We start from the raw sequence: 24,186 nt of genomic DNA, 5'->3' as shown, positions 1-24,186 counted from the left end.
GCACTGGCGACACAAAGCTCCCAGTGAATCCTTTTCGGGGATTTAGCGCAATCGAACCTGATCCTGCGTAGATTTTTGGCTCTACTTCAGTGCCACACTGCTCCAAAGTTATTAAGGAACAGTGAAGGACAAAATCTCCTGAGAGAAATCGATCTTTTATTTTCGGTAATAACATTGTCACTACAGCCCCCTAGTAAATCTTGCTATTAATAATTTATGATTTGGCGCCCTTCTAGTCGGAACGCTAGGTGCCAACTGAAAAAACTGCATCGCTCGAAGATAAATCAGCGATTGGCTAGTTAGGTGCATTCAATACCCCATCAAGTTATCCTGATTTTTTCATCACTTCTTCTTGTATTAATTCCGATTGTATTCGAATAGCATCCACTGCTCTTGAGGATTGTGGCGATAGGTCTTCGAAAGAACTCGGCGCTCAAAGAAAGACAGCGGTTATAGCGTACGGTATTCAAGAGATGGGAACAATGGGCCTTTGGATGCACGGGGCAATCTAAGATGCTATTTAAACTAGTATGGTCCGAACCAATGTTGAAGGTGATGGCTTGGCTTGGCATGAGCACTATATGTATATATCAGGGTAAATAGGCCCTACTATTACCTCCTTATTTTTTAGGAGGGCATATGGTTTTATCGGAAGCGGCTAGCTTATTTCTGAAATTTTGTGAAATTGAAAAAAAACTGAGTCCCTATACGCTTAGCGCTTATCGGGGAGATTTGCTTATGTTCGGGCAAAGAATAGGTCTATCTCAGCCTTTGAGCAATTTTTCAGAGCTATGGATAAACGACGTAGTTCATATTTGGCGAAGCGACCAGGACTTAAAAGCATCAACAGTAAAGCGGCGGGTAGCATGTATTAAAGTCTTTGCGCGCTGGTTGTTTCAACACAAATTTCTTGAATCTAACTGCCTTGAACGCCTACATTTGAATATCAAACTGCCAAAACGCCTTCCCCGTCATTTACAAACGAGTGATATGAAAAAGCTCGTCTCTATAGATCATGAAATGTTGACTGTAAATGTCGACAACGGCTTACATAATAAGTGGGCAAGACGTGACTGGGATATGTTGACAGCGAGACTTGCAATCGAGGTGCTCACATTGACAGGAATGAGAATTGGAGAACTGGCAAAGGTGGGTATATATGATATAGATCACGGATTGCGAAAAATTCAAATTCTCGGCAAGGGAAATCGTGAGCGGCAAGTTTTTTTCCCAGACCGAGTTACGTCTACAAGAATTCGAGACTATCGGCAGAGTGCTATCGTCAGATTTGGAAAGGTCATACCTGATGCGCTTCTTTTGAACGGTCTGGGAAGGCCTGCGACAGATCAGTATTTGCGCAGAATTATTCGAATTTTCGCTCAAAATGCAGATCTGACGAAAAAGGTTACTCCTCATATGTTGCGACATACGGCCGCTACACAGTTACTAGAAGCTGGTGTCGATATTCGTTTCGTACAAAAATTACTTGGGCATGCAAGTATCACAACGACTGAGATTTATACGCATGTGGCAGATCACGCCCTTAGAGAGCGAATTTCGCGTGTCAACATTAGAAAGCGGCTTGAAATGCATCGATAACTAAGAATTATGGATGAATTTAATCGTCAGCGAACATGGGATGGAACCGTATTGCTAGTGGCAGATCCTTCGACAGGAGATGTTCCCGCCACTGAATTTGACAGACGTATTGATCGGCCTCTAGAAGGCACTGTCAAAATGATTTACGAAGGACTGAAAGCTTCTTGCGACAACGTGGTGCAGTTCTCAGATCTCACCGCGTTCACGACAGCGCTTGAGCAATATAAAGATTGCCTCGTTTTTCCCTATTGGTTCGGAGAAAGCAGTCGTAGCCGCCACGGACTCGTTCCCGCAATTTGCGAAGCAAACGACGTGATGTTTGTTGGTGCTGACGCGTACGCTAAGGTAGTTTGTAATGATAAAGAGCTTACGAAAGCCATCTGCAAACAATCGAGATTAAAGACACCCAATTCAGCCGTGTTGACGTCAGTGCAGGACATTCAATATGCCAACTATCTTTCGCTTCCAGTCGTAGTAAAACCGAACTATGAAGGTACATCGCTTGGTATTACAGACAGAAACCTTTGTAATTCTTGGGAGGCTGTGTCCGCAGTCGCAGCGGAGCTCTTTGAGAACTTAGGACAGCCGGTCATTCTCGAGGAGTTTATCGTGGGCCGTGAATTCTCAGCCTGCTTACTTGGAAATCAACACGACCAAATTGCGATGGAAATCGGTGGATGGAAGATCAACGGCGATTCGAATTTCCTTAATAACCGATTAAATACCTTCGATCTCAAAATGCCCAGTGGTTACCGATTCGCCTTCGAGGACCTGAAAACATCCTTTCAGGAAGAGACCGTCGAGGCCTTTATCGATTGCTTTCATCGACTTGGCAAGACCGAACTCTTACGAATTGACGGACGCATCACCAAGGATAACGAGATCATCATCCTCGAATTGACACCGGACATTTACCTCGGCGCCGACGGAGAGTTCTGTAGCGCCTACGGCTACGACGAGAAAACGTTTAATAACTTCATTTCACGCATTGTCAGCAATAGCATTAAAGGGTACAAGGCCAGTATGCCAATGCGCTAAATATACGGGATGAAAGAGCATCTGAAAGCGCGGCGAAGAGGATGAGGCCACCGTTTCGCCTCGACGAAACTTCCAATATTTTTCATCGATACCAGAGTCCATTTTTGACCAAGTTTCAAATAACTCTTGCGCTTGTTCTTGTTTTTCTTGCGCGCGTTCCAACTGCTCTAGGTTGTACAACGCAATGCGTCGGATCTCCGTATCGATTGTGGCATTTTGGGCCACGCGATATAGCGGTATGGCGACACGTGCCGCTTCATCGAACTGTCCGGCAAGAGCATGCCAAGCAAGAATATTGATCTGGATGAGAATTCTATCGAGCGGATCGTAGGACAAAAGGAGCGCCTGTCTTAGGCTGTCGCGATCAGTGACGTCGGAAATGCCACGATACATCGAGAGGACGGCCCAATTCGTCAACAATGTCGCTTGTTGAATCCACGAGTCTTGAGCAATGCTATCGACTTCATGCAAGTAGACTTCGGCTTCGCCTAACGCATCGGTATAACCGAGTTGTTGGACTAGCGACAGGCATATGCTTGCGTATTCTTCTTTTTCTTGATTCTTCTTAGTCAGTTCTGCGGCCTGCCTCAGGTACTTCAGGCAACGAGATTGATCTTCATCTTTAAACAAACAAAAATCCGCATATCTCAATAAGGTGGGAAAAGCTTTCAGCGATGCATATTTTTTCCGCTCGATTGTCTCGAGATAATAGTCGCGGGCAGATTCTAGTTGATCTGAATTGCGTAACGCATGCATGATAATCAGTCGCAGACATAACTCAGCATCCAATGCGTCCTTTTCGTTAGAATCAAGCTGCTCGATATAGCGTTGAGCCAAGCGTAGTCCCTTCTGCTGTTGTTCTGTAGACGCATACAGTTCTGCCAACAGATATTTATAGGCGCGTGGAATCGGTTCAACCATGAGCAAGCAAGTCAGTGCTTCATCGAACCAGCCAGTCTGATAGAAGAATAGGCACTGAGACAGGGCTATACGCGATAGTGCTCGACGGTCATCGGTGAACTTCAGCTTACTGACGATGTTTTGCAGATATGAAACAATGGTTCGTGGATTGCGTCGGGAAATGCCTCTCCGCCCGACTTCTTCGAGGGTTCTGGCAATACCGACGAAATCATCGAGTTCAGCACACTGATGCAGTAGTTGTCGGCAACGTTCTTCGTCGGAGACAAATAGCTGCTTAGCAGGAAGATCCTGGTAGAAATTTTTCCAGTACTTGCGGAAGGTTAATCTGACAAGTGACAGTTGACGGTCAAGGTCAATTTTCTTGTTGACGCGCGTCTGACTCATGACGTCGTTGATGGTCGCCACGACCAACAAGTCTCCATCTAACTGATCTATAGCGTGGTCAATGTCGATTGACTCGGGCAGACCCGCTTCAGGAGGCAGTGAATAGATAAAATCTTGCAGGAGCGCTCGCTCTACTGGACCTGCGTGAGCCGAAAGCGCAATAAGTAAATTCTTGTGAGCCTTATCTAGTCTTTCTAGCGACAGCGAAATAGTACGCTGCAAGCTATCTTCGGCAATATCAAAGACCTCAACCGTATTGTGCTTACGGGACTGAATAGCGACTGCTTGGTCAAATAAGCGTAAATCTCCATCTGATTGCTCAAATTGCTTTCTCAGTACCGCTGCAAATCGTTCTGGTAAGGTTGCAAACAGTCTATCTGCGTATTGATCTCCCAGTTTTTCGACAGCTAAGGCCAACACCTGCCGCTCGGCCAATAGGGGAGGCAGATGGGATAGTGAAAAGGAGCTCGGAGAGGCGTACTCTAAGAAAAGTACTGCCTTGGTCGCATCTACCAAATGCAGCAGGATCTCTAACTCCGCATCCTCAAGGTATTGCGCATGATCAATGTGAATGATGGCCGGATTTTTCTCAAAAATCGTCAATGCATATACTAGCCGCTGGTCGTCAATATCGAAGGATTTCGGTAAGTTCCGCCCCCGCTTCTCCCACGTAGTTCTGAGATGTTGATAGCCCTCAACTGCGAAATCAGCAGTACTGCTAGGAAGCAGTGTTTTCGCTACGACGAGACCTACGGCCTCGCCCCCTCGGACGAAGGTTTTGACCCAATGTTTATCTGTCACAAAAACATCAAATGACATGAAACCACTTTCTGCTGCTAGCGCAGATAAACGTCTTTGAAGTAGTTCCGGTAGAGGTTGGCCACTTAAAATCCCTTCGGTTTTTCTATCGCAATAAACGTAGCAATATTTCGACGAAAGGGACTTCGTCGCCTCTTTCAACAGCGCAGATTTTCCTACCCCGGGAGCACCAAACGCGACCACCACGGCGCCTTGCGCGGCATCCTCTTTAAATAAGCTGGCAAGACGCTCTAGGTGCGGACGTCGGTTTAGAAACTCACCCATAATTCTTAGTTATCGATTGAAGTAGGTATTACTGCGGAATGTAATATATGAATATTTTAAATCTTGCTTATACGCTTTTGATTATCAAATTAAGAAGCCAAGTTGTCATATGTTTTTTGGAAAATTGAATGTATTCGAGTTTTTTCACTTTAAACCAATTGTGCAATAAAAATACAATTCTATTAAATTAATTGAATTTAAAAAATTAATAATTTATTTGTTAATTTTTTGATTTTTTTGGCGAATTTTATAAAATATTAGTGGCTAAAATTGTGATCTTAGTTACAAGCGTATATGTCTAGATTCATTTTTTAGTTATAGCGAAGGCGAAGTGTAAAAAAGATACGTTGACTTGTAAATGTATGTTTGCAGGTGTCAGTTGTCAGCGATTCGACAGGTTACTTACGTAAATTAAACAACAAAATTGCCTGACAGCTATCGCATCATTTTAAATACTACCAAGTATCTTCTGATAAATCTCTGGTTCGATTGAATTAAATAGTTAAGTGAAAATGTGACGTGCGTTAGTGACACGTAATTCATGCATAAAAATATAGTATATATAACTAGTATCTAATAATGAGTGTCACCGCAGACTATCAACACATTGAGCACCAACAGCTTGAGAAAAAATTGTACCCTCCTGTGTACGATGCAGTGCGATCTCAGCCCGAATGGGCTGATTTGCGCAAAGAGATTTTACGTAAAGCTATTCAATTAACTGGTTCTGGCGTCACATTTGACTTCCGCGAGATGTTGTTTAATGCGGATAATGCGTCGCGTGCCGCTCAATTATTATGGAAGCTCATAAAGCCATTCGGTGTGAAGTTGTTGATCGGTCCTGGATTTGGCGCTGCTCCTCTCTTATTCTCCATTGCACACGCTGCTCGTGAAGATGGTGACGAGCTAGATGTGCTTATGGTACGTGATCAGCGCAAGGGACATAACAAGAAAAAATGGGTTGAAGGAAGATTACATCCAGCTGGAACCAAGGCAGTCATTGTTGATGACTTCATCGACGCTGGCTCTGTCGTTTCTCTCGTAGAGCAGGCGTTGGAGGCGGACGGTCATGATCTTGATATCGTGGCCATGATTGTCTTTTTCGACATGTGGCAACCTTTAGGCTCTCGCCAGATCAGTCTCAGAAAATTCCCCGTTATACCACTCTTCAAACGCCACGATATTGGCTTGTCGCGGGATGCCTTCGACGCAAAACCTCCCAAAATGAGAGGGGCTTATCCTGACTTCATCGAAAAGCCGTTATGGTGGCGATTCGAGTTAAATGAAACAAAATCATATCGCTATAAAAGTACGCCAATCGTCACTGAAGAGGCAATTTTTTGTGCTGACGATAGCAGTAGGGTAAGCCGATATAACGCAAAAACCGGAGCTCTTGAATGGGAATATCAAAGTCTTGAGCGTCCTCTGAAGGGTATCGTTCAGCTTTTACAGCACGTTGACGAGAGTCTAATTTTCGGATGCTACGACGGGACTGTGACGCGGCTGCGCGCGTCAACGGGAGAGGTTCAGTGGCGCTGGCGTCAAGGATCTAGTATCCATGCGACGCCTGCTATTGATTTGGTTAAAAAGCGCCTTTTCATTAATACTGAGCAGTGGAATGGAGGTTCTCCATGCGGGCACTTACAGGCGCTGGATTTGGATACCGGGCGTCAACTCTGGGCTGCATCCCATCGATACTGGCCACCGGGTAGTCCTGTCTATGATGGAACTCATCAATGCGTTGTTGCAACCTGCAATGACGAAACTGTGGTTTGTGTGGATGCATCAACCGGTGTAATTCGTTGGACGGAGCGCACCAAGGGATTGGTACGTGGGCGTCCAGCGATTGATGGCGATAATCTCTTCTTAGCTACGGAAACTGGCATGTTGCATTGTCTTGACATACGCGACGGGGCTACCGTGTGGGAGCGACGCTATGGAAAACCTGGAGCACATCACTTTGTCGAGACTGGAGAAGGCTGTGTGTACATTCTCGATGGCAAATGGAATTTCGTTGCGTTGGACATAAAGACTGGTGCTATTCGTTGGTTGAATCGATTGCGCAGTCCAGGAGTATGGGCTCCTGTTCGGATGGGAAAATATTTAATCGTGGTCTCTCAGGACGGTCAGATTGCTGTTATGGACTCGGAAAAAGAGTTGAAGGTTTGGGAGGGGCATGCTGGCGGAAGAGTATTTCAACCACCTGCAGTAAGTGTCGGCTTGCTGGCGTTGGCTACAAATGATGCAGGGCTCAAAGTCTATTCTGTTAATGAATTTTACCAACAATGAATACAATAATTTCGGCTGATGTTGTGGATAGTGAGCAGGCCAAGTCGAGTGTAAATATTGACTCATCCGCTGAGCAATTGGAAGGCCAACAGTACGTTGTATTGACACAAGTAAAGTCGTATCGCGTGGTGTATTTCACCACTGATCCGCAATATGTTCCGCCCATGGAAGGAGATTGGTATTTTGCATCTACTTACCAAGGAGTCCTTCCTCAGGGAATGACTCTACAAAATTGCTGGGCGTGGCGATTTAATGGAAATACATTTGTTCATGCCGGTGATCAGGCTCGAAAAAATAAGACAGAGGAGATTATTGAGACTAACAAGCGAGCGCTCAAAAATATTCTTCGGGACAAAATTCAACGCCTACGTGAGCCGTACTTGCCGAGTGATAGCTTTGGATACGAGTTGCGGGCACGTAAGCGGCAGGAGGCAAAGCTTTTTCTTGAACAGCCTGATGCAGAAGCTACTTATCCTTATCTGGAAGCGACTGCTGTCGCGCGAAATTTGACGATGCATGATGCCGCTAGGCTAATTCTTTGGCGTGCAGAGAAAACGGAAAAAGTAATGATTTCGACGGAGCGTGTGCGCGAGCGATTTAGTTTGCTTGTTGAGCAGGCTGATAGTCAGGAAAAGCTACTGACTTTGCGAAGTATGCTCCTGGAAGAGTTATATCCAGAATTGTCGAAAGAGTTTCGATATAACATCAGCAACACGATCCCAATGGATCATCAAACTCCACTGTCTGAGCAAGCACTTGTACATGAAAAGTCTAGGTTAAGAGCAATGCTATTGGAATGCATCAATGAATTACGAGGTCGAGGGGATAATCGTTATTTGCAAAATGAGAAAATAGTCATTTACAAAGCTAAATTGGCAAAAATAATTAAAAGTCGTGATGCGCCTTCTGAAAACAAGTTAGATGTTAAATTTTTAGATGAGATCGCAATCATGTGGGGTAAAGATCGAGGGGATTTAGCGAAATTATGGATGGAAGATTTAATTAATAATGAAAATCTTCTCTTAGAATCAGAGAAGGAGAAAGAAAATTTTATGTATTTGATTTCTAAAATTAATTGCTTAAGTGATGTTAGAAGAATAGAAGAAAATATATTTAATTTTATTTCCTATAAAAAAAATGAAAAAAATAATTAATGTATTTTCTGTATCTATGATAATTCTTTGGATTTTTAGTGTGGCAACTGGAAATCACAAAGAATTTGTTGATGGAGAATGGATTCTTGTTGTTGATTATGATAGTTGGAAGATAAAATTTTTTGCTTTTTCGATTCCATTAATTATATTTTGTGTTTTTTGGTTGATATATCAATGTGTAAAAAAATATCCTATATTTTTTTCTAGATTGTTTGATCGGGATAAAAATAATTATTTAAGAAATAATTTATTCAGTTTAATTGCTGGTTTGTTAATAGCAATGTTTTTTGTTTTTATTTTTAAAATCAGAATTTATTTTCTTTAATAGATTATTATAATGCCATCTACAACTTCAACTTTAATAGTTAATGCTCTAGCGATTGGTGATAATGCAAGCAGTGCATTTAACGGAGGTGTTTTTAATGGAGCAACAGTCGTAAACTCTGTTGGCCAAGTAATTGGAGTTTTAACTTCAGTGTCACCTGGTGCAACAATTGCAACTGCGCCCGGCTTGATGCTTACGGCAACTTATAAGTTTGTTATAGATTTTAAATCTGGTACAGATCCCCGTAATTTGGTGAGCGATGGATTAACAATTATTGGTAATGGAATTTCGTTGGTTGGTGCCTTTGCTACGTTTATACCGGGTGCGCAACCTGTTGCAACTGCTGCAGTTGTTATAGGTAAGACTATTACCTATGGCGGTATTATTGTCGATTCTCCAGAAATATTGGCAACCGTAAAAAAGGTTTTTGATGCTATTGATCAAGGTATTACTCCCTATATCGACGCAATTGGAAACGCATTTCTTCGTAGCATTAAGGATCCAAGCAGCTTCAATTTGCTAGGGGATGCAGTAAATATACCGTCTGATCAAACATCAGGAAATGATAATTCAGTCGTCGCCGCAGCACAGAGTTTGGCTGATATAATATTTCCAGAGAATAATATTTCTGCCGGTGATAATAGTTCTGGTGGCAATGTCAATGCCTATGCAAATAGCTCGCTTGCTCAGGCACTCAGTACTCAACTCACTGGGATGACTGGAAATTTTAAAATAGGGAACAATGCCGATGGGACTATTGTTGTAGTTGGAGACAATGGGGTGATCATTAATTTTAATGCAGATTTATCTGGAACGAAACGTACTCAGATAGATAGTGCTGGTAGCTATAGTGAGATTACATTTGGTAGTTCCCAGCAGCCAATTTCTCGCACCGATAATACATTTTCATTAGACAGCAACGGTAATTTAACTCAATCGACTAATTCGTACACTTATGTCGATTCGCAATATTTAATTACCAATTCTTCCGTGACAAAAATTGATGCGATTACTGGGAACTCTGCAACATCTTTGACAAATTTTAATTTAAATGGGGTTCCAACTAGTGTTGTTAAAACTAATTTGGACGCTGCCACGGGCACTGTTGTTAGTAGTGTTTATGATGGTACTGGCACCTTCCTGCAATCCCAGACGGTTACACAATCGAGCGGTGCTTCGGTACAAACGGTATATAACAGTGCTACTGATAGCAATCTCACGACAGTAACGTCGCGAGATCAAACTGGGCAAGTCGTACAGATTTCTTTGACGACAGCCGGAAGTGATTCAAATAGTTATCATACGTCGGTTACAGACGGCAGCGGCAATCCAATTAGTAGCCAAGATACTTCCATAGCGATTAGTATTGATGGCATCAAAACTGTTACTCAAGTCAATTACAACGGCACCGGATTGATTATCAGCCGTATTGAAACTTCATCTAATGCAGATGGAAGCGGGGCCGTCACAACAAAAAATTACAACGGCAATAACACGCTTCAATCTGTCAATGTAACTCAGCCAGATGGCTCAAGTGTTTCGACGGCATACAATAATGCAAACGATCCCAACGTCACGACAGTCATAACAAAAGATTCAAACGGAAATATTTTAAGTGACATCAGTACTACAGCTACTTCTACTCCCGGGTATTACATTCAAGACAATGGGACGTCGAAGTCAGTTGTGCAGTTATCTACGAACACATCCACACTGCAAACTTTATCGGATGTTGATGATGCTTTGAAATTGGTCCAGGCAATCCAACAAGGTCAGCCACTTCCGATTCTTGCATCCGGGCTGACACTTGCTAATGCCTTGTCACCAAACGTTTACCTCAACGAAGCTGCGAGCGTAGCTGGTGGTGCAGTTTCGCTTCTTGGGTTAGAGCAAGCTATAAAGAATGATAACTACGCAGCAGCAGTTGGAGATGCTGCAAGCGCAGTTGCTGCTGGAGCTCAACTATATGCTTCGATTGAAGCATCAGCAGCTGCCGATTTGGCTAGTGCAGGTACTGCCACTGCTGCGGCCACTAGTGCAGCTGAGGCTGCACAGGCAGCGTCGGCTACTGCAACCAATATCGCTACTGATGCATCGTACATTGGTGTTGCGGTTGATCTTACTGAACACAATTATGTCGGTGCTGCTATTGCCGCAATTACCGTCGTGAATCCTCCACTCGGAATTGCTTTAGATGTTGTTGATACAATCTTTAGCCTTTTTGGGGATGACGATCCTCCGGTCCCTTGGGGATCAGGGAATTTTGTATGGAATAGTGATGGTTCGGTTGGCTTGCAAGTTACGGGGGAAAATGGCGGAGCAGATGATGTAGCAAACGAGATGAATGCAGTATTGGGGTATCTCGAACAGCAAGTCAGCTCTGCAAATTCACATTCTCCGAACGAACAAGTCGGTCTCATCGCAAGCCGTTTGCCGACGTTGTCTTATAACAATTATGTCTTTACTCTGACGGAGATTAATCCTGTCACTGGTGTGACGTCGACTTTTAAATTCGATCAAAATGGCAATCCTTTGGATGCCACTGTCGGATCGAAGAATTATTATCTGAGTCTGACCCAGCAGTATGTCGAGGCAGCTCTAGCGAATAATGCAATCGCGCCCGAGTGGGAAGCTCGAACCATGTTTGATCAGTCCCAAAATGGCCTGCCTCAAGCTGGTGAATCAGAGGTTCAGCGTGATGCCGCAACTGGCGGTTTGGCTCAGCCTATCGCCGCTACGGCAACTACCCAGCAGTTTGATCCGATTGCCCTGGATTTGACCGGAAATGGTATTCAAACGGTTCCTCTGGCACAGAGTAATGTGTCGTTTGATGTCGACGATTCAGGGTATTTAAAAAATACGGCATGGCTTAGTCCAAACGACGGATTTTTAGTGCTCGACGTAAATGGTACAGGCGATATTAATGTTGGAAGTGATTTATTTTCAAATTCACAGGTAGTCCCAGGAGATCGTGGAGTCGCATCACTGAGTTGGATCGATTCTAATAATGATGGAATTTTGACCTCTGCTGATCCTGTATGGAATTCTCTGCAGGTTTGGCAAGATGTAAATGGCGACGGTATTGCTCAAGCGAGCGAGCTGCATTCATTGAGTAGCCTAGGAATCACAGAATTAGATTATGCGAACGGTACAATGGTTCGCAATGGGCAGGTTTATCAAATGGCAACTGCTGATTTGACAGCCGATGCACAAGGGGTTAAGACGACAGAAACCAGTAACGGTCTGCTGGTAAATGCTAGTGACGGCCAAGTTACATTGGTTATCGATAACACTAGTCAGATTCAAACGATTACGCCAGGTAATCATCAGGTGACTACACCAGAGAATGTGGAAGTCGATATTCCTGTTAGTGTTTTGACGCAGGTCGACGTTGCAACAGGACCAGGTGTCACGGGATTGACAATTACTGCCGTGGGTGGAGCAGTTGACGGCACAGTATCTTTAGTGAATGGTGTTGTTCATTTTGATCCCAATTCTGACTACTCAGGTAATCAGGCAAGCTTCACCTACACAGAACAAGACAATCTCGGAAATATTGCCCAGGGTAAGGTCGGCGTAGATGTATCTTTTGTTGCTCAGCCGCTCTCCATTACTGGAACAGGTGCAACCTCCAATGCTCCATACAATGGACAGCTCCAAGTCGTCGATCCAGATGACACTCACTTTTCTTATTCGATAGTAAATCAGGGACGTGATGGCGTCGCTACGATTGACGTAAATGGAAATTGGTCCTTTTCTTTGGACAGTAATTACACTATCAATTCGACTGAAACTGATGCGTTTCAGGTGAAGGTCTCTGATTCTTATGGTATGTCGGCTGTTGATACTATTACAGTGCCTATACCTCCAGCTGTTAGCCCAACTTATGGTGAAGGCGGTGGTGGCGACGATACGGCTGGGTCCGGGGAAACCGATGGTGGAGATACTGAGGGAACTGGCGTTGGTGGCACTGGCGGATCGGGAGCTGAGTCGGGAGAAACAGAAGGCGCAGAAGGAGGGGGAGGAGGAGGCGGGGAAGGCGGGGAGGGCGGTGATCCAATCGTTCTTGATCTCCATAAAACGGGCATCGTCACGACTTCCGCACAAAATAGTAATGTCTATTTTGACCTGAGTGGTGATGGCTATAAGAACAGCGTCGGCTGGATCGGTGCGCAGGACGCGTTTCTCGTCTATGACCCAACCGGGAAGGGAGTGTTGACGAGCGGCAAACAGCTCAATTTGATGAACTATGTACCCGACGCTACTAGCGATCTCGCGGCATTGGCGTCATTTGATACAAATCACACCGGTGCACTAAATTCGTCTGATGCGATTTGGAACGACTTATTTGTTTGGGATGATGCAAATGGGAATGGAACCGTCGATCCTGGAGAAATGAAAAGTCTGGCGCAAGTAGGGATCAGCCAAATTTCATTACAAAACACTGGAACCTTCAGTGTCCAAAATAATAATGTAATCAGCGGTGGCTTTTCAGTCAGTATGACTGATGGGAGTCAGATTCAGGCTGACGAGGTCACTTTGCAAATGTCTAATCAGGTGCAAATAACAAATGCGAATGGTACGACCAGTATCGTTGCGCAGACCCCGAGTGCGTCTAACGCAGTAGTGTCTGGAGACGGTGTTTTACTGGGTAACATCGGTAATACAACGATTACGGGGGGTAATGGTACCGATGTTGTGTTCTCTGGAGATGGAGATGACACTATCACTGTGGGTAAGGGTAACGATGTAATTTATGCAGGTAACGGCAAGGATGTCATCAAAGTTGGCGATGGGAATGACGTTATCTACACTGGTGGTGGTACAGATCTGATCGTTGCTGGCAACGGTGCAGACAATATATTTGCAGGTGGCGGCAATGACATCATTTTTGCCGGTAACGGTAATGATCTTATCTATGCTGGAAACGGAAATGACCTTATCTCTGTCGGTGATGGAAATGACAGCGTAATTGCAGGGAATAGTTCAATCGAGATCTTTGCGGGAAATGGCAACGATTTGCTGCAAGGCGGTGCAGGCGTTGCTCAAATTACTGCAGGAAACGGTGACGATAATCTAGTCGCTGGCTCCGGTGTGGCTACACTGATCGGTGGTCTGGGTAACGATAATTTTGTCGTGAACAATACTGCGGATGTGGTGCAGGCGCAGAGCGGGGCAAAGAGCAACACAATCACTACCTCAGTGACTTATTCGGCCGTCGCGAACGTTCAGGCTTTGACTGGTACTGGTAGTGCAAACCTGACCCTTACCGGTAATACCCTCAATGACGTCATTACTTCCAATAGTGGTGTGGATACGTTGATCGGCAACTCTGGTAACGATACCTTCGTTATTAACAATGTAGCTGACGTTGTCGAGGTGTTGAGCGGTAGCGTTAAGAATACAGAACTCACATCGGTCACATATACCGCTTCTAACGGTGTGAGCAATATCACAGGCACTGGTAATGCCAATCTCACATTGACTGGTAATAGCGAAACAAACGTCATCACTGCAAATAGCGGAAATGATACTTTGATAGCGGGAGCCGGTGTCGCTACCCTTGTTGGTGGTTCAGGCAATGATAATTTTGTCGTCAACAACGTATCTGACGTGGTCGACGCCCAGAGCGGTGCAGCTAGCAATACGATTACAACGTCCGTGAACTATACGGCATCGGCGAATGTACAAGCATTGACAGGAATGGGTGCTGCTAACTTGATTCTCACTGGTAACACACTGAGTGACGTGATTACAGCTAATGCTGGTAATGACATCTTGGTGGTGGGAGCAGGCGAAGATCAATTGATCGGTGGTGCTGGTAACGACACCTATTCCCTTGGCAATGCCGCTGATTCAATTACGTTTGGACAGGGTAATAGCGTCGTAACTGGTGATTCGGATAATGCTAATCTCAATGTCAACAGTAATGGCGGTGGTACTGAATCCATTACCTTGGGCAATGGCAATAGCACGCTCAATCTGGCCAGTAACAATGGTAACGATGCCATTGTTGTAGGTAACGGTAGCAACTCCGTTGCGCTCGGTGAAGGCAGCGATACAGTCACAGCAGGAAATGGTAGCGACACAATTACTGCAGGCGATGGCAATGACCAGGTGACGGTTGGCAATGGTGGTGGCACCGTCAGCTTAGGTAATGGTGCCGACACGATTGCGGTTGGCAGTGGCGGTTTCAACATCACGCTTGGCAACGGGAATGATCAGCTAGCTGTTGGCAATGGTATTAATAATATTGTACTGGGTAATGGCGCTGACACAGTTGTCGTGAACCAGGGTACTAATACTATTGCGGTCAACACAGGCAACGATACTGTGACTGGCAACAACAGTACTGTGACCATCAATGGCAGTACCAATATCTTGTCTGTCCAGGGGAGTAATGACACGGTAGCAGTCAACGGTCAAAGTGATAGCTTGAACTTTACAGGTAACAGCTCGGCCGTCACTGTTTCTGGTAACAACAATACGCTTTCTGTCTCAGGCACCTTGGATACTGTTGCTGTGAATGGCTTGTCAAACACGCTGACACTGACAGCATCGACATCATCGTTGATGGGGCAAGGTGATTCCAATACCGTTTCCATGACAGGCAGTAACGACAATGTGACGTTCAACGGTAACGGCAATAGCGTGAGCTTTACTGGTAGTAATTCAGCGGTGGTCGCAGCAGGTAACAACGATACGTTGTCTATCGCAGGTAACAACGACAATCTCAATGGCAATGGTCAAGGGGATACTGTAACGCTGTCGGGACTGAACGATGTGCTGACCAACGCCAACGGCAGTGTGAATGTTGTTGACGGCACTCAGGCTACGCTGGATGGCACCAGTGAGACGGTCACTCTGGGCAATAACGATCAATTGACAATCAATGGTGGTAGCTTCCAGACAACGCTCGCTGGTAATAATTCGGTACTCAATACTAATGGTGACAACGAATCCATAAACGTTAGTGGAAGCCACGACACCGTCACTGCCAGCGGTAATAACGGTTCATATGCAATGAGTGCCACTTCCAGTGCGATCACTGCGAATGGTAATGGTAATGCGATCACTGTAACGGGTAACGCCTTATCGCTGACGGTGAATGGCAATGCGAATACTGTGACCTTGGCTGGTAACGGTACGTCTGACTCCGTGGTGCTTAACGGCGTGAGTGACAATGTTGTTCTCAGCGGAACTAGTGATGCGGTGTCAGTCGCTGGCACGGGGTATGGTCAGATTACCGGTGGTTCAGGCAATGATACCTACACGCTGGAGAATGCCGCTGACACCCTTGTATTGGGGCAGGGTAATAGCCTTGTTACTGATACAGATAATGCCAATGTCACGTTAAGCACCAACGGTGGTGGTGTTGAAACGATCAATCTCGGCAACGGTAACAACTCGCTGAACTTATCGAATAACAGCGGTAATGACCAGATCACACTGGGAGATGGGCAAAACATTGTCACTCTGGGTAGTGGAAACGATATTGTTACCCTCGGCAATGGCAATGATAATGTGACTGCTGGTAGCGGTTCTGTGCAGATCGTGGCGGGTAATGGCAATGATGTCTTACAAGGTGGTGGTCAGTCATCGCAGCTCACGGTAGGAAACGGCAACGACACATTGATCGCCGGTAGCGGTGTGGCCACCTTGATCGGTGGCTCGGGGAACGATGTCTTTGTTGTCAACAATGCAGCTGATGTTGTCGAGGCTCAAAGCAGTGCCGATAGCAATGTCATTGAAACTTCAGTGAGCTACACCGCTTCCAGCAATGTACAAATCTTGACTGCGATCGGAAGCGGCGATGTCACCTTAACAGCTAATGGTTTGAACGACACGCTTACTGCCAACACGGGTAACGACACATTGGTAGCGGGTAGCTCCTACGATCAACTAATTGGTGGCGCCGGCAACGACACCTATGATTTGGGAAATGCAGGCGATGCCATTGTTCTGGGGCAAGGCAACAGCGTCGTGACTGCGGATACCGGCAATGCCAACCTTAGCTTGAGCAGCAACGGTGGCGGTGTCGAGACAATCACTTTGGCTAATGGCAATAGCTCACTCAATTTGGCGAGCAACAACAGCAACGATCAAATTACGCTTGGCAATGGCCAGAACAATGTCTCGCTTGGCAACGGTAACGACGTTCTTACTGCTGGCAGTGGAAATGACACCATTGTCGTTGGGAATGGTAACAACACCATTCAACTCGGGGATGGTGCTGATCAGGTAACCGTAGGCAGCGGTAACAATGCCATCACACTGGGCAACGGTAACGATACCGTTGTTGGTGGCAGTGGTGCCGAACAGATCGTCGCAGGCAATGGTAATGATGTACTGCAAGGTGGCGGACAGGCATCCCAGATTACCGTTGGCAGTGGCAATGACACACTGATTGCTGGTAGTGGTGTGGCAACACTGACTGGTGGTTCGGGTAACGACAACTTTGTTGTTAACAACATCGCTGATGTTGTGAAAGCCCAAAGTGGTGCCAAGAGCAATACCATTACGACCTCGGTGAGTTACACGGCATCGGCGAACGTACAGGCATTGACGGGAACGGGTAGTGCCAATCTGACCCTCACAGGTAATACCCTCAGTGACGTCATTACTTCCAATAGCGGCGTGGATACCTTGATCGGTAATTCCGGTAACGATACCTTCGTGATCAACAACGTAGCAGACACAGTCGATGCTCTAGACAATAGCAGTAATAATACTGAGCTCACGTCAGTCAGCTATACCGCCTCCGATGAAGTGGTTAATCTGACTGGTATCGGTACCGCCAACTTGACACTTACCGGCAATGCCTGGGCTGACGTCATCACGGCCAACGCTGGCAACGATACTTTGGTGGCTGGTACTGCCTATGATCAGTTGATTGGCGGTGCTGGTAACGACACCTATGTTCTTGGTAATGCCGACGATGACATTACCTTGGGTCAGGGCACTAGCGTAGTGACCGGCGATACGGGCAATGCCGATGTCAATTTGACCAGCAACGGTGGTGGCGTTGAAACGATCAAGCTTGGAGATGGCAACAGCTCGATTGATTTGTCGAGCAACAACAGCAATGACCAAATTACCTTGGGTAACGGTGACACCAATGTCTTGCTCGGCGGTGGTAATGATGTTGTTACAACCGGTACCGGCGGAGACAGCATCACTGCTGGTGACGGCAATGATCAAGTTACCATGAATGGCAATGGCTCAGTCACCCTGGGCAATGGTACGGACAGTGTCACTGTGGGCAATGCCGGAGGCACCACTGTTACGGTCGGAAATGGCAATGACACCATTTCCATTGGCAATGGCTATAAGGTTGTTACTGTCGGTGACGGCAACGACAACATTTCGCTCGGCACGGGAACCAGCAATATCACGCTCGGTAAAGGTACGGATGTGGTGACCTCGGGTAGCGGCTATAACCAGACCAATGGCGTCAATGGTAATTACAACATTACTCTCGGTGACGGTGGTACTAACCTTACCGTGGGCGATGGTAAAGATGTCGTGATTGCAGGTAATGGCTTCGATGTTATTACAGCTGGTAACGGCAACGACAGTGTTACGGCTGGTAACGGTGGGGCCAGCATCACACTTGGCAACGGCAACGATACGGTCTACGCTGGTAACGGCAGCAATACGATTCAGGTCGGTGATGGCACGGACACGATCACTGTGGGCAATGGTGCCAGTTCGATCAATACCGGTAACGGAAATGAAGTCATCACGCTTGGTAACGGTGGTAACTTTGTCGACCTCGGTAACGGCAACGATACCGTCGTCCTTGGTAATAAGAAGGACACGGTTGACATGGGGAGCGGTGCTGACACCATCGTAGTGACTGCCAATGCGGGTAATACCAAGGATGTGGAACAAGCAAAATTGCAGGTTAACTCGGGTGGAACCAGCGAACTCTTGTTTGCCGATGCTAGCAGCAGTCAACTTTGGTTCACCAAGTCCGGGAAAGATCTGATCGTTAGTGTGATTGGTACTTCGACGAAGATTGATGTGGCGTCCTGGTTTAGTTCCACCAGTAATCAGGTGCAATCCATCGTCGCATCAGATGGCAAGACCCTGGCGGATACCCAGGTACAGGCCCTGGTCAGTGCAATGGCATCATTTAGCGCGCCAGCTGCTGGTAGTACCGCATTACCTGCCGCCTACGAAAGCAAGCTCGAACCAGTGATCGCTGCCAACTGGCATTGATCGTTCTTTTCATCAGCAAAAAATGCCCGTGACTTCGGTTACGGGCATTTTTAATGATGGGGCTTGGCAGGTTGTATATCGTCCAAAACAAGTATCACGTTAATGTATTAAGAATATGAGCGTCCAGTTACAAGAAGCGCCAGTGGAAATGGCGCCACCCATTGATCCAGGTTTGGCCGCATTGGTTTTAATCGCCCGCTATCACGGCATTGCGGTAGATGCCGCCCAGTTGCAACACGCTGCAGGTACAAGCTCTCAGGCCTTCAGTGACCGTGATTTGGCGTTGGCCGCACGCTCAATCGGGTTGAAGACCCGCAATGTCAAAATAGATCCAGAGCGCCTCCCTCATACGCCATTTCCCGCATTGGTATTAAGTCATGATGGTCAGCACTTTATTCTGGCGGGCTGCGATGCTGAGAAGGCGCTCGTTCTGGAAGTTACAGAGAGCAGTCCCACGGTAAAACCACCGAGTGAAGTTATCGCAAGATCCGATGGACGTATGTTGCTATTTGCGTCGCGGGCATCTCTTGCAGGAGAGTTAGCTCGCTTCGATTTTTCCTGGTTTATTCCGGCGGTCGTGAAATATCGCCGCCTATTGCTTGAAGTATTTATCGTCTCGGCAATATTGCAGCTTTTCGGCTTGGTCTCGCCATTGATGTTCCAGGTGGTGATGGACAAGGTGCTGGTCAACCGCGCATTCAGTACCTTGAACGTTGTTTGTGTAGCCTTATTGGTCAGCTCGGTGTTCGAGATATTACTCACAGGCCTGCGCAATTATGTTTTTGCGCATACGACCAATCGTATTGATGTAGAGCTAGGTGCGCGCTTGTTCCGCCATCTGTTGACGTTACCCCTGAGCTATTTTGGTTCACGTCGTGTTGGTGACACCGTAGCGCGTATGCGTGAGCTGGAGAATATTCGCAGTTTTCTCACTGGTCAGGCCTTAACGGCAGTGCTGGACTTGATCTTCTCCGTCATCTTTATCGGGGTGATGTGTATTTACAGTGTCTGGTTGACGCTGATTGTGGTGATCTCTTTGCCGATCTACGGCATGATCTCGATGGTGCTCAATCCGATACTGCGTAACCGACTCAATGAGAAATTTGCACGCAGCGCCGATAACCAATCTTTCTTGGTGGAGACGGTATCCAGTGCAGAAACAGTGAAATCGATGGCAGTCGAGCCACAATTCACGCGGCGCTGGGATAACCAACTATCAGCGTATGTTGCGGCAGGTTTTAGAGTCAGTTCGCTTGGTAATATCGGACAGCAGCTGATTCAGCTGGTCGGTAAATTGGTGACCTTATTAACCCTGTACTTTGGTGCCAAACTTGTGATCGACGGCAAGCTGTCGGTGGGTCAGTTGATTGCTTTTAACATGATGTCGCAGCGCGTCGCCGCTCCTGTGTTGCGATTGGCCCAGCTATGGCAGGATTTCCAGCAGGTCGGGATCTCGATGGGGCGACTCGGTGATATCTTGAATACACGTAATGAGTTGCCGCAAAGTCGTCAAGCACTGCCAGCCATTCGTGGCGATGTTAGTTTTGAAGACATACGTTTTCGCTATCGGGCCGATGGGCCACCAATTTTAAATGGTGTGTCCTTAAATATTCATGCTGGGCAGGTGATTGGCATCGTCGGGCGTTCGGGATCAGGTAAAAGTACATTGACTAAATTGCTGCAACGTCTGTACGTACCTGAGCATGGCCGAGTCCGTGTTGATGGCATCGATCTGGCGTTAGCCGACCCTGCATGGCTGCGAAGGCAGATTGGCGTCGTGTTGCAAGAAAACATGCTGTTTAACCGCTCCATACGGGACAACATTGCAGTCAGCGATCCCGGTATTTCGCTTGATCATGTGATTCATGCCGCAAAGCTGGCTGGGGCGCATGAATTTATTCTGGAGTTGGCAGAGGGTTACGACACCATGGTTGGTGAACATGGTTCTAGCTTATCAGGTGGTCAGCGGCAACGTATTGCGATTGCACGTGCATTGGTGAGTAACCCCCGCATTCTGATTTTTGATGAAGCAACCAGTGCACTGGACTTTGAAACGGAGCGTATTGTCCAGCAGAACATGCGTTCGATCTGCCAGGGACGCACGGTGATTATCATTGCGCATCGCCTGTCGGCGGTCCGTAATGCTGATCATATCGTCGCCATGGATAAGGGATTGATTGTGGAAAGTGGCACGCATGACCAATTGCTCAAACAAGCGGGTTACTACGCCCATCTGGTCTCCCTTCAAAATAGCTGAGTCGATTTAAACCATGCAATTTTTGAGAGTTAAGGCGCTCACTGATCTGATGCGCCGATATCAAGCTGTTTTTAAGGCCGCCTGGGCGGTACGTCATCAACTCGATACGCAACCACGCCAGTCACATGAGCTAGCATTTTTGCCAGCCAATCTCGAGCTGGTTGAAACACCGGTACATCCCTTACCGCGCTGGACCATGATTAGCATCGTTGTGTTAACGATCATCATTCTTGGTATTGCCATTTTTGGTCAACTCGACATCGTCGCTGTGGCCAAAGGCAAGTTATTACCGGATGCGCGCGTAAAGGTCATTCAGCCAGCTATTACTGGCGTGGTAAAACGCATTCTGGTGAGTGACGGCCAACGTGTGAAAGCAGGTCAATTGCTGATGGAGCTGGATCCGACGCAGGCTGCGGCAGATGCCGACAACGCAAGATCCGCCAAAATCAGCGCGCAACTGGCCATGGTCAGATCGCAGGCGCTACTAGATGCGCAGAAAGCACAGAAAGTACCGCTGGTCGCGATGGTCCAAGGTGCCTCTGCTGAAGAGCAACAACAAGCACAACATTTTGCAGATGGCTTGTACCGTGAGTATCAGGATAAATATGCCAGTGCCCAGGCTGAACTGGCCAAACGGGAGGCAGAACTGGACAACACCAATAAAGAAATCGCCAAGCTGCAAGCGACGGCACCGCTTGCAAGACAACAGGCAGATAATTATCAGGCATTGTTGGCTGAAAAATATGTCGCTAAAAATGACTATCTGGACAAGGAACAAAACGCACTCGGACAGGAGCATGAGCTGACGGCCTTACGCAGTCATGCCCACCAGCTCTCGGCAGCCATCGTCCAGCAGCATGCAGAGATTGCTTCGATTACGTCTCAGTTCAGGCGCGAGCAACTGGATTTATTGGATAAGGCGAGCCAGCAGGCTGCACAAAGCAGCAATAACGAAACCAAGGCAGATACTCGCCAAAAATTGATGAGCTTGACGGCACCTGTGTCTGGCACGGTACAGCAACTGGTCGTACATACCTTGGGCGGTGTAGTGACAGCCGCACAATCGGTAATGGAAATTGTGCCAGACGATGCCGTAGAGGTAGAAGTCAGTGTCGAGAACAAGGATATTGGCTTTGTGAATGTCGGGCAGGATGCGGTGGTCAAGCTCGAAGCTTTTCCTTATACACAATATGGCTACCTGACAGGCAAGGTCGTGTCCGTCTCTAACGATGCCGTGCAGGACAAGAAGCTGGGGCTGACGTTCATGGCACATATCAAGTTGCCCACGAACAGGATGCATATTCACGATAAATGGGTTGCACTGACACCCGGAATGGAAGTAACCGCTGAAATCAAAACAGGCAAACGTAGTGTTGTGTATTACTTCCTGGATCCGCTGATGCAGACATCGCAGGAGAGTATGCGTGAGCGTTGATTTAAGTAAAACCTGCAAACAGTATCGGCAAGTATTGCTGGGAATTACATTGCTGGCCTTGGCACCGGTAGTTAGCGCACTAGATGTGTTTCGTACGGATCTGGCGGTACCACCAGAAGTCGCGGGCTCGATGTTGGTAGCGGAGAGCTCACAAGGCGTGTGCACTTTTGGTCCTGTCGGCAAACCTTTAACTTTGAAGGAAGCGATAGAGCGCTCCTTATGCAATAACCCCAAGACCAGAGAAGCATGGGCGACAGTCAAGATACAAACGGCGAATGTCGGTATCGCCAAGGCAGCCTACCTGCCGACGGTATCGTCAACCTGGCAGGCAATCAGGGACAATTCCCGGACGACTATCAGTGGTTTCCCAGACTTGAGTTCCAGGCAAACAGCATCTGAGCGTTCGGCCAGTGTTTCTCTGAGTTGGTTACTTTATGATTTTGGTGGTCGTAGCGCGGCGTTAAACAACGCTTCTGAATTGTTGGCTGCTGCCCAAGCGAATCATGAGGCTGCATTGCAAAGCACGTTTATGACGGCGGCCAAGGACTTTTATGCGGCTCAGGCAGCCTATGGTGGCTTGATTGCCGCTAACGATATTGAGCAATCAGCCAAGGATAGTTTCAAGGCTGCGAGTGGTCGTGTCGACAAAGGCGTTGCTCCCATCAGCGACCAGTTGCAGGCACAGACGGTTTATGCTCAGGCAGTTTTCAGTCGGACCAAGGCTGAAGGAGACTGGGAAGTTGCTTTGGGTACCCTGATGTCGGATTTAGATCTTGATCCCAATTTGCCAATCGATTTGCCAGATGTGACTGAAGGCGTGGTGACGCCCTCAGAATTTAGGCAGTCACTGGATGATTTGATTCTGGATGCCAAGCAGACTCATCCCAATGTTCGTGCAGCGCAGGCACAATTAAATGCCGCTCTGGAGAAAGTGCGACAGGTCGTTGCTGAAGGACTACCGCAGGTGAGCATGACGGGCAAGTATAGTTGGAACAATCAGCCTGTTAGTCCTAGTCTGGGGCAGCCAGGTTTGCCCTCCACAGCGAGTGACAGATATATTGGAGTGCAGCTCACAATGCCGATATTCGAGGGATTTGCTCGAACCTACCAAGTGAGACAAGCGGAAGCTCAAGCCGAACTTGCACGTGCTACGCTGGAAGAAGCGCGACAGAAAGTAGGGCTGGATGTCTGGTCGAGCGAGCATGCTTTGCGCACAGCGACGGAGAATGTGGGCAATAGCGCGACCCTGTTAGATATTGCGCAACGATCGTTCGACGCTTCTTTGCATCGTTATCTGGCAGGTGTTGGAAATATTTTGGAATTACTAAACTCACAAGCAGCATTGGCTGGAGCTAAGAAACAGCGTATTCAATCACTGACAGACTGGCGCACTGCTCGTTTACAGTTGGCCGCTACGCTCGGGAAACTGGGGATGTGGAATATTGCGCAGCCTTGAGTAGGCTGCGTAATTTGATTC

Annotated in this window: 10 protein-coding genes; 9 read left to right on the top strand and 1 reads right to left on the bottom strand. The window is 47.0% G+C overall.

Features of this window, described 5'->3' with window-relative positions; all coding sequences use genetic code 11:
• The first annotated feature begins 639 nt into the window (after positions 1-639).
• Positions 640-1,599: a tyrosine-type recombinase/integrase gene (locus FHW66_RS05595; RefSeq protein ID WP_183378782.1), complete on the top strand. Its 960-nt coding sequence runs from the start codon at positions 640-642 to the stop codon at positions 1,597-1,599.
• A gap of 9 nt (positions 1,600-1,608) precedes the next feature.
• Positions 1,609-2,637 carry a hypothetical protein gene (locus FHW66_RS05590; protein WP_183378781.1) on the top strand — a complete coding sequence of 343 codons (1,029 nt, stop codon included), beginning with the start codon at positions 1,609-1,611 and terminating at the stop codon, positions 2,635-2,637.
• Here FHW66_RS05590 and FHW66_RS05585 read toward each other — a convergent pair.
• Positions 2,581-5,025: an AAA family ATPase gene (locus FHW66_RS05585; RefSeq protein WP_183378780.1), complete on the bottom strand. Its 2,445-nt coding sequence runs from the start codon at positions 5,023-5,025 to the stop codon at positions 2,581-2,583. The two genes, FHW66_RS05590 and FHW66_RS05585, sit on opposite strands and share 57 nt — an antisense overlap.
• A gap of 579 nt (positions 5,026-5,604) precedes the next feature.
• Here FHW66_RS05585 and FHW66_RS05580 point away from each other — a divergent pair.
• From FHW66_RS05580 to FHW66_RS05550, 7 genes are all read left to right on the top strand, one after another.
• Entirely contained in the window at positions 5,605-7,314 is a 1,710-nt protein-coding gene (locus tag FHW66_RS05580) for a PQQ-binding-like beta-propeller repeat protein (RefSeq protein WP_183378779.1), read from the top strand.
• Positions 7,311-8,468 (top strand): hypothetical protein, encoded by a 1,158-nt coding sequence (locus FHW66_RS05575; protein ID WP_183378778.1) that lies wholly within the window; start codon positions 7,311-7,313, stop codon positions 8,466-8,468. The genes FHW66_RS05580 and FHW66_RS05575 overlap by 4 nt, the downstream gene beginning before the upstream one ends.
• A 40-nt stretch (positions 8,469-8,508) precedes the next feature.
• On the top strand, positions 8,509-8,793 hold the full coding sequence (locus tag FHW66_RS05570) for a hypothetical protein (RefSeq protein WP_183378777.1): 285 nt from the start codon (positions 8,509-8,511) through the stop codon (positions 8,791-8,793).
• Positions 8,794-8,805: 12 nt separating this feature from the next.
• Entirely contained in the window at positions 8,806-19,017 is a 10,212-nt protein-coding gene (locus tag FHW66_RS05565) for a calcium-binding protein (protein WP_183378775.1), read from the top strand.
• A gap of 115 nt (positions 19,018-19,132) precedes the next feature.
• A complete protein-coding gene (locus FHW66_RS05560) occupies positions 19,133-21,274 on the top strand; it encodes a type I secretion system permease/ATPase (RefSeq protein WP_304607803.1) in 2,142 nt (713 codons plus the stop codon).
• 49 nt (positions 21,275-21,323) lie between these two features.
• Positions 21,324-22,709, top strand: a complete 1,386-nt coding sequence (locus FHW66_RS05555; protein WP_255458835.1) for an HlyD family type I secretion periplasmic adaptor subunit — start codon at positions 21,324-21,326, stop codon at positions 22,707-22,709.
• The gene (locus FHW66_RS05550; protein ID WP_370543408.1) at positions 22,699-24,165 is read left to right on the top strand and encodes a TolC family protein; all 1,467 of its coding nucleotides are present in this window, start codon (positions 22,699-22,701) and stop codon (positions 24,163-24,165) included. The genes FHW66_RS05555 and FHW66_RS05550 overlap by 11 nt, the downstream gene beginning before the upstream one ends.
• The last annotated feature ends 21 nt before the right edge of the window (positions 24,166-24,186 follow it).

This window comes from Herbaspirillum sp. Sphag64 (assembly GCF_014192645.1).
GTDB lineage: Bacteria > Pseudomonadota > Gammaproteobacteria > Burkholderiales > Burkholderiaceae_D > Herbaspirillum.
This window is presented reverse-complemented; position numbering and strand designations above follow the sequence as displayed.